The organism is Marinobacter panjinensis, assembly GCF_005298175.1.
Lineage (GTDB): Bacteria > Pseudomonadota > Gammaproteobacteria > Pseudomonadales > Oleiphilaceae > Marinobacter > Marinobacter panjinensis.
Map to the genome: position 1 here is coordinate 3,047,318 of NZ_SZYH01000001.1, position 14,099 is coordinate 3,061,416.

General features: G+C 59.5%; 9 protein-coding genes and 1 pseudogene. 6 read left to right on the forward strand and 4 right to left on the reverse strand.

Translation table 11 applies throughout. The features are described 5' to 3' along the window. Positions 1–10: 10 nt before the first annotated feature. Genes FDP08_RS13950 through FDP08_RS13960 form a run of 3 tightly spaced genes read right to left on the reverse strand, consistent with a single transcriptional unit; the run spans position 11 to position 3,632 of the window. Positions 11–1,207: an acyl-CoA dehydrogenase family protein gene (locus tag FDP08_RS13950; protein ID WP_137436735.1), complete on the reverse strand. Its 1,197-nt coding sequence runs from the start codon at positions 1,205–1,207 to the stop codon at positions 11–13. Positions 1,208–1,237: 30 nt separating this feature from the next. After that, the gene (locus tag FDP08_RS13955; RefSeq protein ID WP_137436736.1) at positions 1,238–2,407 is read right to left on the reverse strand and encodes an acyl-CoA dehydrogenase; all 1,170 of its coding nucleotides are present in this window, start codon (positions 2,405–2,407) and stop codon (positions 1,238–1,240) included. Positions 2,408–2,426: 19 nt separating this feature from the next. Continuing rightward, complete coding sequence (locus FDP08_RS13960; RefSeq protein WP_137436737.1) at positions 2,427–3,632, reverse strand: 3-oxoadipyl-CoA thiolase; 1,206 nt, start codon at positions 3,630–3,632, stop codon at positions 2,427–2,429. Positions 3,633–3,831: 199 nt separating this feature from the next. On the opposite strand from FDP08_RS13960, the gene FDP08_RS13965 reads away from it, so the two are divergent. Continuing rightward, positions 3,832–5,343, forward strand: a complete 1,512-nt coding sequence (locus tag FDP08_RS13965; RefSeq protein WP_228263313.1) for a hypothetical protein — start codon at positions 3,832–3,834, stop codon at positions 5,341–5,343. Here the strand turns inward: FDP08_RS13965 and FDP08_RS20635 are convergent. Further along, positions 5,344–6,105 (reverse strand): annotated as a pseudogene (locus FDP08_RS20635) (2-hydroxyacid dehydrogenase); the annotation flags it as partial. It lies immediately after the preceding gene. 293 nt (positions 6,106–6,398) lie between these two features. Here FDP08_RS20635 and FDP08_RS13975 point away from each other — a divergent pair. From FDP08_RS13975 to FDP08_RS13995, 5 genes are all read left to right on the forward strand, one after another. Continuing rightward, the gene (locus tag FDP08_RS13975) at positions 6,399–7,223 is read left to right on the forward strand and encodes an IclR family transcriptional regulator (RefSeq protein WP_137436739.1); all 825 of its coding nucleotides are present in this window, start codon (positions 6,399–6,401) and stop codon (positions 7,221–7,223) included. Positions 7,224–7,409: 186 nt separating this feature from the next. After that, positions 7,410–9,503, forward strand: a complete 2,094-nt coding sequence (locus tag FDP08_RS13980; protein WP_137436740.1) for a 3-hydroxyacyl-CoA dehydrogenase NAD-binding domain-containing protein — start codon at positions 7,410–7,412, stop codon at positions 9,501–9,503. A gap of 138 nt (positions 9,504–9,641) precedes the next feature. Then, the gene (locus FDP08_RS13985) at positions 9,642–10,826 is read left to right on the forward strand and encodes an acetyl-CoA C-acyltransferase (protein WP_137436741.1); all 1,185 of its coding nucleotides are present in this window, start codon (positions 9,642–9,644) and stop codon (positions 10,824–10,826) included. Positions 10,827–11,042: 216 nt separating this feature from the next. Next, the gene (locus tag FDP08_RS13990; protein ID WP_137436742.1) at positions 11,043–12,845 is read left to right on the forward strand and encodes an acyl-CoA dehydrogenase; all 1,803 of its coding nucleotides are present in this window, start codon (positions 11,043–11,045) and stop codon (positions 12,843–12,845) included. Between the two features lie 139 nt (positions 12,846–12,984). Next, complete coding sequence (locus FDP08_RS13995) at positions 12,985–14,091, forward strand: zinc-binding dehydrogenase (RefSeq protein ID WP_137436743.1); 1,107 nt, start codon at positions 12,985–12,987, stop codon at positions 14,089–14,091. Positions 14,092–14,099 lie beyond the last annotated feature (8 nt).

Consider the following 14,099-nt stretch of genomic DNA (forward strand, 5'->3'; position numbering starts at 1 on the left):
GGTCGCCTCCTTAAAGCCCGAGAATCATTTTCGACACGATGTTTTTCTGGATCTCGTTGGATCCGCCGAAAATCGACAGTTTACGGTTGTTGAAGTACTGGGCTGAGAGTGGCGCAGCGTTTTCGTCCGACAGGAACTCGCCGTCATAGTCCAGGTCCAGCTCTTCCTCCACAAATGGCAGAGCGTAAGGCCCGATCGCGCGGCGGGCGAGATCGTTGATGGACTGGCGGATCTCGGTGCCTTTCACCTTCAGCATCGAACTTTCCGCGCCCGGCACGCCACCACCTTCAACCGAGGCAATGATGCGCAGGTTGCTGATGGCTGCGGCGGTCAGATCGATTTCCAGTTTGGCGATGCGCTGGCTGAAGGTCGGGTCTTCGATCAACGGTTTGCCATTTTTCATCCGGCGGCTGGACAGTTGCTTGAGGTGCGACAGTGTCGCCTTGGACATGCCAATACCTGCCAGACCGGTGCGCTCGTACGTGAGCAGGAACTTGGCGTAGGTCCAGCCCTTGTCTTCCTCGCCGACAAGGTTTTCCACCGGCACCTTCACGTCCTGGAAGAAGACTTCGTTGACTTCGTGTTCGCCATCGAGGGTGATGACCGGGCGCACGGTAATGCCCGGTGTGTTCATGTCGATCAGCAGGAACGAAATGCCTTCCTGTTTCTTGACCTCGGTGTTGGTGCGCACCAGGCAGAAGATCATGTTGGCGTGTTGGCCCAGGGTGGTCCAGGCCTTCTGGCCGTTGACGATGTAATGATCGCCGTCGCGTACCGCGCGAGTGTTGAGGGAGGCCAGGTCGGAGCCGGCGCCGGGCTCGGAATAGCCCTGGCACCACCAGTCCTCGCCGCTGAGAATGCGCGGCAGGTACTTCTGCTTCTGTTCTTCGTTACCAAACTTGATAATCACCGGCGCTACCATGTTCACCCCGAACGGGATGGAGCGGGGTGCGCCGTAACGGCATGACTCTTCATCCCAGATATGCTTCTGCACTGGCGTCCACTTTACACCACCATACTCTTCCGGCCAGTGGGTAGCGTACCAGCCCTGTTTGCAGAGGATTTTCTGCCACCGCAGATGGTCCTCTTTGGACAGGCGCCGGAATCCTTTTACTTTGTCGGCGATGTCCGCCGGCAGCTTCTCATCCAGGAACGCTCTTACCTCGTCACGGAAAGCAAGTTCCTCGGCAGTGTAGTTCATGTTCATCGGATAACCTCGTTTGCGTTTGTGCAAAAATCAGCCGAATGCCTGAATTCCGGTCTGGCCACGGCCCAGGATCAGAGCGTGGACATCGTGGGTACCTTCATAGGTATTGACCGCTTCCAGATTCATCACATGGCGAATCACGTGGTATTCGTCGGAGATGCCATTGCCGCCGTGCATGTCGCGGGCAACCCGGGCGATGTCCAGGGACTTGCCGCAGTTGTTGCGCTTGAGCAGGGATACAGCATCCGGTGTCGCATCGCCGGAATCCATCATGCGGCCCAGTTGCAACACGGCTTGCAGGCCGATGGTAATTTCGGTCTGCATGTCCACCAGCTTTTTCTGAATCAGCTGGGTGGCGGCCAGAGGCCTGCCGAACTGTTTGCGTTCGAGGGTGTAGTTACGGGCAGCGTGCCAGCAGAACTCGGCGGCGCCCAGAGAGCCCCAGCTGATGCCGTAGCGGGCCTTGGTCAGACAACTGAGCGGACCTTTCAGGCCTTCCACGTCGAGCTTGTTCTCGTCTGGTACAAACACCTCGTCCATAAAGATGGAACCGGTTTCGGAGGCGCGCAGAGAGAACTTGCCTTCGATCTTCGGCGTGTCCAGGCCCTTGCCGTTTTCGCGCTCGATCACGAAGCCGGTCACCACGCCATCAAGCTTGCCCCATACCACACAGATATCGGCGATCGGGGAGTTGGTAATCCAGGTTTTGGAGCCACTCACCAGATAGCCACCGTCCACCTTCTTTGCGCGGGTTTCCATGCCGCCGGGATCAGAGCCGTGGTTGGGTTCAGTCAAGCCAAAGCAGCCAACGTATTCGCCGGAAGCCAGTTTGGGCAGGATGCGTTTCTTCAGTGCTTCCTGGCCGTAGCTGAAGATGGGGTACATCACCAGTGACGACTGCACGCTCAGGGCCGAGCGGTAGGCGGAATCCACCCGCTCTACTTCGCGGGCGATCAGGCCGTAGCACACGTGGTTGAGGCCCGGGCCGCCGTACTCTTCCGGCAGGGTGGCGCCGAGCATGCCCAGATCGCCCATGTCGGTAAAGATGGAACGGTCGAACTTCTCGTGCCGGTTCGCTTCGGTGATGCCGGGCATCAGGCGCTGGTCGCAGAAGGAACGGATACTGTCCCGAACCTGACGCTCGGTTTCATCCAGTTGCTTGTCAAATTGCAGCAGGTCATTCCAGGGTCCGGAAGCCATGGTGTCTCTCCTCAGAAAATTAGTCGGTTGCTCGTTCAATCACAGCAGCAATGCCCTGGCCGACGCCAATGCACATGCTGATCAATGCGTAACGACCGCCGCTGCGCTCAAGCTGGCGCGTGGCAGTCAATGCGATCCGTGCGCCGGACGCCCCCAATGGGTGGCCGACAGCAATGGCGCCGCCGTTGGGGTTCAGCCGGGAATCGGTCGGGTCTATGCCCAGTCTGGTGGTGCAGCCGAGAACCTGGGCGGCGAACGCCTCGTTAATCTCGATCACGTCCATATCGTGGATCTCCAGCCCGGCGCGAGCGAGTGCTTTTTCGCTCGCAGGCACGGGGCCATAACCCATCACGCGGGGCGGCACCCCGGCAATGGCAGCGGATACGATGCGGGCGCGGGGGCGGATGCCAGCGCGCTCGCCTGCTTCGCGGGAACCCACGATCAACGCTGCGGCGCCGTCATTGATGCCGGAGGCATTGCCGGCGGTAACCACACCACCTTCGAACAGTGGTCGCAGGCCAGCCAGCGCTTCGACAGTGGACTGCGGACGCGGATGCTCATCGCGGCTCACGCTGACCGGCGGTTTCTTGCGGCCCTGGGGCACATCAATGGCCAGTATCTCTTCATTATAGAAGCCGTTGTTCAGGGCGGCATCGTAACGGGCCTGACTCTGGGCGGCGAAGGCGTCCACCGCGTCGCGGTTCAGGTTCAGTTCCCGGGCGATGTTGTCGGCGGTTTCGGGCATGGTGTCAGTGCCGAATGCCGCTTCAACGCGGGGGTTGGGGAAACGCGCGCCGATGGTGCTGTCGAAGGCGCGGAAGTCGCGACTGAATGGACTTTCGCTCTTGGCCATTACGAACGGTGCCCGGCTCATGCTCTCGGCACCGCCGGCCACAAACAGCTCGCCTTCGCCACAGCGCACTGCCCGTGCGGCGTCGATGATGGCAGCCAGGCCGGAGCCGCAGAGGCGGTTGACGGTCAGGCCACCGGCCTCAACCGGCAGGCCGGCCATCAAACCGGCGTGGCGGGCCAGGTTGCGGGCGTCTTCGCCGGCCTGGTTGGTACAGCCGGCAATTACGTCTTCGTAGAGCTCAGGGGGGAATGCGTTGCGCTCGACCAGAGCCTGGATGACACTGGCCAACAGGTCATCCGGACGTACTTTCGCCAGTGCCCCGGCGTGTCGACCGAAGGGGGTTCTCAACCCATCGTAGATAAATGCGCTCATGGCATCTCCCGTTTCATCAGCAGACAAGTTCCTATTGTGGTCCTCTCTTCAAAAGTAAGAAAGGTTTCGGACTTGTCTTGTCATTAATGTTGATATAGTTTCGTATAGCGGAATTAAGTTTTGTATATCGACAGCTAAAGACTAATCCGGGTCTGTGTGAAATGCAACCGATACCATCATTGAGGGTCGTGAATCTTATATGAGCCGTTTTCTGGTTCCTGTTGCCGTATTGCTGGAGCTTGTGGCGCTGTGTTTGGCCAACCCATGGCTCAGCGCGTTGTCCGGCGTGTTGTTCCTGCTTTACTTCCTTTCGGTGCTTGGCAGCCTGCAGGCGTACTCTCGGGCCCTGTTCGTGTTGTCCGTGGTTATGGTTGGTGGTCTGGGGTTAGCGGGTAAGCTGGGGGCCGACGAACTCATGAGGGCGGCATCCAACGCGGCTTTCTACGCCGCCTTTCTGGGTAGCCTGGGGATGATGCAGTGCCTGGTGCGCCGGCTGGAGGTGCTGCGGCGCATCCACGATGTGCTGTTGGGGGGCCGCCCGGGATTGCTGTACCCGAAATACGCGGTGGTCAGCTGCGGCATCGCCTCGGTGCTGAGCTTCGGAGTGATGAACCTGCTCTGCGGCACCCTGGCAGATACCCTGCGGGAGCGGGGTATCACCGGCGCCTCACGTCTGCTCTGGTTGCGCAGTGTATTGATCAGTACCCTGCGGGGTTTTGCACTGGTGCCGCTGGTTGCGCCGACCAGTGTGGCGGTGGCCATTATCACCCGGGAAGTGCCGACCCTGAGCTGGTCAGGGCTGTTGCCTTACGGTATTGGCAGTGCCGTGCTGCTGATACTCGTTGGCTGGTTTCTTGAGCACAAACGCTTTCGCCTGGTCAGCAGCGAGCGTGAGGCACTGGAACACTGGCCTGACGGCAGTGGCCAACTGGCCCTGCTGGTCACAATTATTTTCGTGGCTATGGCGCTGCTGGTGCAGTTTTCCGGCCTGAAAGTGTCGGTGGCGGCAATGCTCACGGTGCCGGTGGTGACCTTCCTTTATATGTGGTGGCACGACCGCTCGCTGCCGGGCGTGGCCCGGGAGTCGGTGGACAACATGCTGGGCATGAGCAACGAGATGTCCATCTTCGCCGGGTCCGCCGGCCTGGGTGTTGCCCTGGTGTCGGTGATTCCGGCGGACGCCCTGGCGGGCCTGGCGTCCGGAGAGCTGGGTGTGTTCCTGTTGGCCGCGGGCGGTATGTTGATGATGCCCATGCTTTCGGCCATCGGCATCATTCCGATTACCGTGTTGAGTGTGCAGGCGGGGCTGATGCCACAACTGGTGGCGGAAGGGGTAGATCCGCTGCCCATTGCCGCTGCTCTGGTGATCGGGTTTTCCCTGGCGATGATGCTGTCGCCGTTCGGCCCGGCCGTGATGTTGCTTTCGCGATTCGGGCAGGTGTCGCGCTGGGTGGTGGCATTTGCCTGGAACGGCCTGTTCGTGCTGCTGTCCATTCCATTGTTGCTGATAATGCTTTGGGGCCTGTTCGTGGTTGCGCCGCGGTCAGTAGCCGCGGCTGGTGTCTACGATGCCGGTGATGGGCTGGCCATTGTGGTGGGCACGGATCTTCCCGGTGATCTGCTCCAGCGTGGCATCCCGCAGGGTGCGGGCGGAAATGTGCGGCGTGATGGTGATCTCCGGCCGCTGCCAGAACGGGTGCTCGGCGGGTAGCGGTTCCTGGCGGAACACATCCAGCGAGGCCCGTGCCACATGGCCGTCGTCTATCGCCTTGAGCAGGTCGTCTTCCACCAGATGCTCGCCACGGCCGACGTTGATCACCACGGCGCCTGGCATCAGCTGGCTGAAGAGCTGGTGATTGAGAATGTCGCGGGTTTCCTCGGTCAGCGGCAGTGTGTTTACCAGTACGCGGGTTGAGCCCAGGAAGTCGGGCAGCTTGTCCGCGCCGGCATAGGTCGTCACCTTGTCCAATGTGTGTTCACTGCGTGCCCAGCCGTGGACCCGGTAATCCAGGTCGGCGAGCGTGCGCGCCACCCGCTTTCCAATATGGCCCAGCCCCATGACTCCCACTGGCCATTCACTGCGTTTGATCGGCCGGTGAATTTTCCAGACGCCTTGCTGTTGTTGCTCGCGGTAGGTTTCCATGCCGCGGCTGGCTTCTACCAATTGGTGCAGTACGTATTCCGCCATCTGTACCGACATTCCGGCGTCTTCCAGGCGTACCATGGGCAGGTGAGGTGGCAGGTTGGGCACTGCCAGCAGGCCGTCGATCCCGGCACCAAGGTTGAACACCGCCTTCAGCCTTGTCTCCCGCTCGAACAGTTCCGCCGGCGGCTGCCAGACAATGGCGTAATCGGCATCCACGGCGGGGCCGTTAGCGTCCCACACATGCACCTCGGCCTCCGGAAGCAGTTCCTTGATGGGCACTGTCCAGCGCTCTGGCTTGGGGTCTCCGGCAACAAACAGAACCTTCATGTGCTCTCCCGGGATCGTCAGGTGGAAAAAAATTCTTTATAATGTTTCGCTTTGCAGAATAATATACCGAAATAGGTTCGTAAACCCGGGTTGGAGTGTCGCAAAAATTGGCCGAGAGTGAAACATTGAGTAACAGTGTTCCATGTTTGGCATGACTTTTGACTCTTTTCAGTACACCTTGTGGTACTTGACACTTGCAGCCATTAAAATAGCGCAACTTTTCTTCTATCTGACCAAGTTCCCAGCACTGTGGGCTTACCGGATCAGGCAATGCTGTTGGAGGATGCCCGATTATGAACAATGCAGAAGTCACCCCACCGGATCTGTTGGCGGCGTCCGGCGACGGTGAGCCGGTCAAGCCGGAAAAAGACCGCAAGTTTGTAGAGGCGCTTTCCCGCGGTCTCGACGTGCTTCGTGCCTTCAGCCAGGGCTCGGTCATTTTGGGGAACCAGGACATCTCGCGCCTGACCGGTTTGCCGAAACCTACGGTTTCGCGCATGACATACACCCTGACCAAGCTTGGTTACCTCAGCTACAACCCTCAGCTGGAGAAGTACCAGCTCAGCTCTGGCGTTCTGGCCCTGGGTTACGCGTACGTGTCCAACCTCAAGGTACGCCAACTGGCCAAGCCGTACATGGACGAGTTTGCCCGCCAGACCAACATGTCTGTCGGCCTTACCTGCCGCGATCGCCTGCACATGATCTATGTTGAGAACCGGCTACCACCGGAAGCCTCCCTGCTGCGCATGGACATCGGCCTGAAACTGCCCATGGCGACCACCTCGGCCGGGCGCGCCTATTACTGTGCCATCTCCGAGAAAGGCCGCAAGGTGATCGATGACGCCATGGAAGCCAAGTATGGCGACGCCTGGCCGGAGAAGAAGGAGGGTCTGGAGCGCTCGATGGAAGATTTCGAGAAGCACGGTTTCTGTCTCTCCCTCGGCGAGTGGGACCGCAACATCAACTCCGCCGGCGTGCCCATTCACCTGCAGGACGGCACCATCATGGCGCTGACCTGTGCGGCACCTTCCTACCTGGTGCCCGGTGAAAAGCTGCGTCAGTCCATCGCCCACCAGCTGGCGATGCTGGCCAGCGATATCGAATCGCTCGGCGTCTGATTCGACACCGGAGCAAGGAGCTGCCCGCCAGCTACCCGAACTTCTGTCTAAAGCCCTGGGATTTGTCTCAGGGCTTTTTTTGTATCCGCGATTTAAATGGAGGTTGAAACCAGTGGTAAACTTGTATTAAATCGTACTTATGTTTCGCTTGTTAAAACTACATTCCATATAAAGCGAGGAGAAATTATGTCTGAGGTCGTAACCTACAGCCGGGAAGGCACCATTGGCGTGATCACCGTGAACTATCCGCCGGTGAACGCCCTCAGCCACGCGGTTCGTTCCGGCCTGGTGGCTGCGCTGGAGCAGGGCCAGAAAGACACCGACGCCAAGGTGCTGTTGCTGGTGTGCGAAGGCCGCACCTTTATTGCCGGCGCCGACATCCGCGAATTCGGCAAGCCCATGCAGGAGCCGGGGCTGGCCGCGATGATTGAACTTTACGAAAACAGTGACAAGCCGATTGTCGCCGCCATTCACGGCACCGCGCTGGGTGGTGGACTGGAGACCGCACTGGGTTGCCATTACCGGGTGGCCCTGAGCAGTGCCAGGGTTGGCCTGCCGGAAGTGAAGCTCGGGCTCTTGCCGGGTGCCGGTGGCACCCAGCGTTTACCGCGGCTGACCGGTGCGCAGAAGGCTCTGGAAATGATCACCACCGGCGACTTCGTGGCTGCTAAAGACGCTCTCGCGTTGGGCATTGTGGACTCAGTAGAAGAAGGCAGCGATATCAGGGCTGTTGGTTTGACCTACGCGCAGAAAATTGCCGATGAAGGCAAGCCGGCTCGCCGGGTTCGTGATCTGAACGACAAGATCGAGGCCGACAAGGGCAGCGATGTGTTCGAGCAGTTTCGCGCCGGGCTGCAGAAGAAAGCCCGTGGCCTGTTCTCGCCGTTCAAGTGCGTGGACGCTGTGGAAGCGGCCTTCAACCTGCCATTTGATGAAGGCATGAAGCGTGAGCGCGAGCTGTTCATGGAATGCATGGAATCACCGCAGCGGGCCGGACTGGTTCACGCCTTCTTCGCCGAGCGTGAGGTCTCCAAGGTCAAAGGCCTGCCCAAGGACACGCCGGTTCGTGACATCCGCAAAGTGGGTGTGATCGGCGCCGGCACCATGGGCGGCGGCATCGCCATGAACTTTGCCAACGCCGGTATTCCGGTGACCATCGCCGAAGTGAAACAGGAAGCGCTGGACAAGGGTCTGGCAGTTATCCGCAAGAACTACGAGAACACTGCGAAGAAAGGTCGCATCACCCAGGCCCAGGTTGAGGAGCGTATGAGCCTGATCAGCGGCACCCTGACCTATGATGATTTCGGCGATGCGGACCTGGTGATCGAAGCGGTTTTCGAGAGCATGGACCTGAAGAAGAAGATCTTCGGTCAGCTGGACGAGGCCTGCAAACCGGGTGCGATCCTGGCGTCCAACACTTCCACGCTGAGCATCGACGACATTGCGGCGGCCACCAAGCGCCCTCAGGACGTCATCGGGCTGCATTTCTTCAGCCCCGCCAACGTGATGAAGCTGCTGGAAATTGTGCGTGGCGAAAAAACCTCCGACGAAGTTAAAGCCACTGCCATGGCGCTGGCGAAGAAGATCGGCAAGGTGGGTGTCATGGTGGGCAACTGCTACGGTTTCGTTGGCAACCGCATGTTGCACAAGCGTGGCGCCGAGGCCATGGCGCTGGTCAATGAAGGTGCGAGCCCGCAGCAGGTGGACAAGGTGCTGACGGATCTGGGTTTCCCCATGGGGCAGTTTGCCATGTCGGATCTGGCCGGTATCGATATTGGTTACAGTATCCGAAAGGAGCGCCGCAAAGCCGGTGAGGATGTGCCGGCGAGCTGGATGGACAAGCTGGCGGAGCAGGGCCGTCTCGGGCAGAAGACCCAGGCGGGCGTGTACAAGTACGAGGAAGGTAACCGCAAGCCGATTCCCGATCCGCAGGTGGATCAGATCATTGCCGAGTTCCGCCAGGAGCAGGGTATTACGCCCCGTGAGATCACTGACCAGGAGATCCTGGAGCGGTGCATGTATGTGATGATCAATGAGGGCGCGAAGATCCTGGAAGAGGGCATCGCCGACCGGTCGCTGGATATCGACATTACCTGGATCTACGGCTATGGCTTTCCGGCTTACCGGGGTGGTCCGATGTTCTGGGCCGATCAGATTGGCCTGGATACCATTCTGGCGACGGTGAAGCACTTCCATGAAGCCCTGGGAGGCGAGCAGTGGAAGCCGGCTGGGTTGCTGGAGAAGCTGGTTAGTGAAGGTCGGAAGTTTAGCGACCTTTGATCCCCGGTCCCGTCGATCCTGTAGGTCGGATTAGGCGCAGCCGTAATCCGACAACGCTGTCGAAACGCTCAACCTGGTGTCGGATTACGGCTGCGCCTAATCCGACCTACGTGTACACCGATTATGAAGGACACTGTTATGTCTGATGCCGTTATTGTCTCCACCGCACGCACGGGGCTTGGTAAATCCTACCGTGGTGCCCTCAACAACACCCATTCTGTGGATCTGGCGGGTCATGTGATCCGGCACGCCGTCGAGCGTGCGGGCATCGACCCGAGCATTGTTGAAGACGTGATCCTTGGCGCCACCTTCCACGAAGGTGCCCAGGGCAAGAACATCGCTCGCCTGGCGGCGATTCGTGCCGGTCTGCCGGTGACGACTGCTGGGCTGTCCATCAACCGGTTCTGCAGCTCCGGCCTTCAGTCCATTGCCATTGCCGCTCAGCGGGTGGTCTCCGAGAAAGTGCCGGCCATGGTGGCTGGTGGTGTCGAATCCATTTCCATGGTGCAGAACGACAAGCTCAACAGCTTCCACGCCACCAATGACTGGCTAATGAAGAACAAGCCTGAGTTGTACCTGGCGATGATTGAAACCGCTGATATTGTGGCCCAGCGCTATGGTGTCAGCCGTGAGTCCCAGGACGAGTACGCGTTGATTTCCCAGCAGCGCACCGCTGCCGCTCAGGAAGCTGGCAAGTTCGACGACGAGATTGTGCCCTTCGACGCCACCATGATGCTGAAGGACAAGGAAACCGGGGACATCAGTTATAAGGATGTCACCCTGACCCGTGACGAGTGCAACCGCCCGAACACCACACTGGAAGGCCTGCAAGGCCTGAATCCGGTGCGTGGGGACAATCACTTTGTCACCGCCGGCAATGCGTCGCAGCTCTCGGACGGTGCGTCTGTGTGCACGGTGATGAACAGCACTTACGCAGAGAAGCACAACATCGAGCCCATGGGCATCTTCCGTGGCTTTGCGGTTGCTGGCTGTGAGCCTGATGAGATGGGTATTGGCCCGGTCTTCGCCATTCCGCGCCTGTTGGAGCGTACCGGTCTGAAGATGGACGACATTGATCTGTGGGAGCTGAACGAAGCCTTCGCGTCACAGGTGGTCTACTGCCGCGATCGTCTGGGCATTCCCATGGAAAAGCTGAACGTGAACGGCGGCTCCATCTCTGTTGGCCACCCTTACGGCGTCACTGGCTCACGTTTGACTGGCCATGCCCTGATTGAAGGCAAGCGTCGAGGTGCAAAATACGTTGTCGTGACCATGTGCATCGGTGGTGGCCAGGGGGCTGCTGGGCTCTTTGAGGTGGTTTAACTTCATTGGCCTGATGGTTTGGTGGCTGGGTCCGGGGTGGGGTGACCTGACAACTTTGGCTTTGTCGGATTACGCTTCGCTAATCCGACCTACATGGTTAATCCGGCCATCGTAGCTATCGCCAATGCACTACGTAGGTCGGATTTACCCGTGAAGGGCATAAAAGGCGAAGCGTAATCCGACAACACTGCTGACAGATACCAAGAGTGCGAGGCCATGCAACAAAAAATCATCAACACCCAGGACCTGGCATTCCAGCTCTTCGAACTCCACGAAGTTGAAAAGGTTCTGGGCTACGAACGCTACGCCGAGCATAACCGAGAAACCCTTCAGGCAGCGCTGGACCTGTCGCTGAAAGTAGCGGCAGAGGAATTCGCTCCCCACGCCCGCCTGGTCGACGAAGAAGAACCCCGGTTCGAAAACGGCCGGGTGGAAATGCGCCCGGAAGTCAAAAAGGCTCTGGATGTTCTGCGGGATACCGGCCTGATGGCGGCCGGTCAGGACTTTGAGCGCGGCGGCATGCAGCTTCCGGCAGCGGTGGCACAGATGTGTGTGGGCATGCTCAAGGGCGCGAACGTGGGCACCCAGGGTTACGCGGGGCTGACGATCGCGGCGGCGAATCTGATCATGGCCCAGGGCAGTGAGTATCAGCAGCAGAAATACGCGGAGCCGATGATGGCCGGCCGGTTCTTCGGCACCATGTGCCTGACGGAGCCCCAGGCCGGATCGTCCCTGGGCGATTTGCGCACTCGCGCGGAGCCTCAGGACGATGGCAGTTATCGCCTGTTCGGTAACAAGATCTATATCTCCGCAGGTGATCATGAGCTGAGCGACAACATCATCCACATGGTGCTTGCCCGCTTGCCAGGAGCCCCCGCCGGGGTGAAAGGCATTTCCCTGTTTATCGTGCCCAAGATCCTGGTCAATGAAGATGGCAGCCTGGGTGAGCGTAACGATGTGGCGCTGGCAGGACTGATTCACAAGATGGGCTACCGCGGCACGACCTCCACCATGCTTAACTTCGGCGAGAAAGACGGCGCCGTGGGCTATCTGGTAGGCGAGCCCAACAACGGTCTGGCGGCGATGTTCCATATGATGAACGAAGCCCGCATTGGCGTCGGTCTGGGTTCTGTCATGCTCGGTTACACCGGCTATCTGCATGCGCTGGACTACGCCCGTGATCGCAAACAGGGGCGTCCCGTTGGCGAGAAAGACCCCGACACACCGCAAGTTCCGCTGATCCGCCACGCCGACATCCGCCGCATGCTGCTGACCCAGAAAGCCTGCGTGGAAGGTGGCCTGGCGCTGTGTCTGCAGGGTGCGATGCTGGTGGACGAGAAAAAACACGGGGCTACCGACGAGCAACGCAAACTGGCCGCTGGCCTGCTGGATCTGCTGACGCCGGTCATCAAATCCTGGCCGTCCCAGTTCTGCCTGGAAGCCAACAGCCTGGCGATCCAGGTGCATGGCGGCTACGGCTATACCCGCGAGTATCCGGTCGAGCAGTTTTACCGCGACAACCGCCTCAATCCCATTCATGAAGGCACCCATGGCATCCAGGGCATCGACCTGCTGGGCCGCAAGGTTTCCATGGCTGGCGGCAAGTTCTATCAGGAACTGATGGGCCGCATCGAAGCCACCATCGGCGAGGCCCTTGGTATTGAGCGTCTGGTACCCTGCGCCGACCATCTGGATCGCGCCGTGAAAGCCATGGCCGTGGCGACGGACACCATCAACGCGGAAAAAGCCAACGGCAACGTGGAAAAAGCCCTGGCCAACGCCTCGCTCTATCTCGAAGCATTCGGTCACACCGCGGTTGGCTGGCTCTGGCTGCGTCAGGCCATCAAGGCCATCGCCGGATTGGAAGGCAAGGGTGCGCAGATAGCAGAATTCTACGAGGGTAAGGTGAAATGTTGTGAGTATTTTTCCCGGTACGAATTACCGAAGGTTGTCAGCCTGGCCGGGTTGTTGGGTGCTGTGGATACCACAGCGCTGGGTATGCAGGATTCGGAGTTTTAGTGGAGGTTTTGGTTGTCGGATTAGCCAAAGGCGTAATCCGACAAAGCCAACATTGTCAGATCGGCCGTGGGGTGGGGTACCTCACCTCGCGGGCAGCCCCCAAAACAAGCAGGCTGAGTAAACTGAGGAGCTAAACAGAATGGACAGACAGGCAAAGGCAGTCATCTGTCGCGAATGGGGCCAACCCGTACAGGTAGAAACCATCACCGTGGAAGGCCCGAAACGGGACGAAATCACCCTTAAAATCGGTGCCTGCGGCGTTTGCCACAGCGACCATTCAGCCACCACCGGAAAAATCCAATACCCTGCTCCACTGGTTCTCGGCCACGAAGCCGCCGGTGTGGTCATAGAAGTGGGCGAGGGCGTCACTGCCTTCAAGGAAGGCGACCATGTCGTCAGCTCCTTTATTTCCATGTGCGGCAAATGCCGCCAGTGCGTCCGTGGCCGCCCGGTGCTCTGTGAAAACGCACGCAAGGCGATGTTTACCTTGCCGGATGGTACTGTTCGCACCAAGGGCGCGGATGGCGAGGATCTCAATGTTTTCGGTGCCTGTGGCGTGATGGCGGAATACGCCACCATGCACGTGGACAACTGCATCAAGGTGGACGACACCATACCCATGCAGAACGCCGCCCTGGTGGGCTGCGCGGTGATGACCGGGGTTGGTGCTGTGTTCAATACGGCGAAAGTCGAGCCGGGTTCCCGCACGGCTGTGTTCGGCATTGGCGGCGTGGGCCTGAACGCCATTCAGGGCTGTGTCACTGCTGGTGCTGAAATGATCGTCGCGGTGGACAACAACGAGAAGAAGCTGGAAATGGCCCGTGAGTTCGGTGCCACCCACACCGTCAATATCAGCGAGGTGGAAGACGGCGCCAAGGCCGTGAAGAAACTTACCGGCGGCGTGGACTACGCGTTCGAGTGTGTCGGTGCTGGAGCGGTGGTGGAGCAGGCCTACAAGAGCCTGGGCCGTGGCGGTACCGCTGTGGTGGTGGGCGTGTCCGACCCGAAAGACAAAACCTCGATCACCACCCTGACGTTGCCAGCTGACGAGAAAACCCTCAAGGGCAGCTGGCTGGGCTCTGCCCGGCCCCAGTATGACTTCCCCCGTATCCTGGGGCTGTACAAGACTGGCAAACTCAAGCTCGACGAACTTGTCACCCGCACCTACCACATTGATGACGCACCCCAGGCCTTCGATGATATGTTGGCCGGCAAGAACGCCCGTGGCGTGATTGTGTTCGACTGATTCAGGAG

What these genes read in the sequence shown, in the direction of transcription:
- FDP08_RS13950 (WP_137436735.1), bottom strand. Translation starts at nt 1,207, where the DNA reads ATGAACATGAACTACACTGCCGAGGAACTTGCTTTCCGTGACGAGGTA.
- FDP08_RS13955 (WP_137436736.1), bottom strand. Translation starts at nt 2,407, where the DNA reads ATGGCTTCCGGACCCTGGAATGACCTGCTGCAATTTGACAAGCAACTG.
- FDP08_RS13960 (WP_137436737.1), bottom strand. Translation starts at nt 3,632, where the DNA reads ATGAGCGCATTTATCTACGATGGGTTGAGAACCCCCTTCGGTCGACAC.
- FDP08_RS13965 (WP_228263313.1), top strand. Translation starts at nt 3,832, where the DNA reads ATGAGCCGTTTTCTGGTTCCTGTTGCCGTATTGCTGGAGCTTGTGGCG.
- FDP08_RS13975 (WP_137436739.1), top strand. Translation starts at nt 6,399, where the DNA reads ATGAACAATGCAGAAGTCACCCCACCGGATCTGTTGGCGGCGTCCGGC.
- FDP08_RS13980 (WP_137436740.1), top strand. Translation starts at nt 7,410, where the DNA reads ATGTCTGAGGTCGTAACCTACAGCCGGGAAGGCACCATTGGCGTGATC.
- FDP08_RS13985 (WP_137436741.1), top strand. Translation starts at nt 9,642, where the DNA reads ATGTCTGATGCCGTTATTGTCTCCACCGCACGCACGGGGCTTGGTAAA.
- FDP08_RS13990 (WP_137436742.1), top strand. Translation starts at nt 11,043, where the DNA reads ATGCAACAAAAAATCATCAACACCCAGGACCTGGCATTCCAGCTCTTC.
- FDP08_RS13995 (WP_137436743.1), top strand. Translation starts at nt 12,985, where the DNA reads ATGGACAGACAGGCAAAGGCAGTCATCTGTCGCGAATGGGGCCAACCC.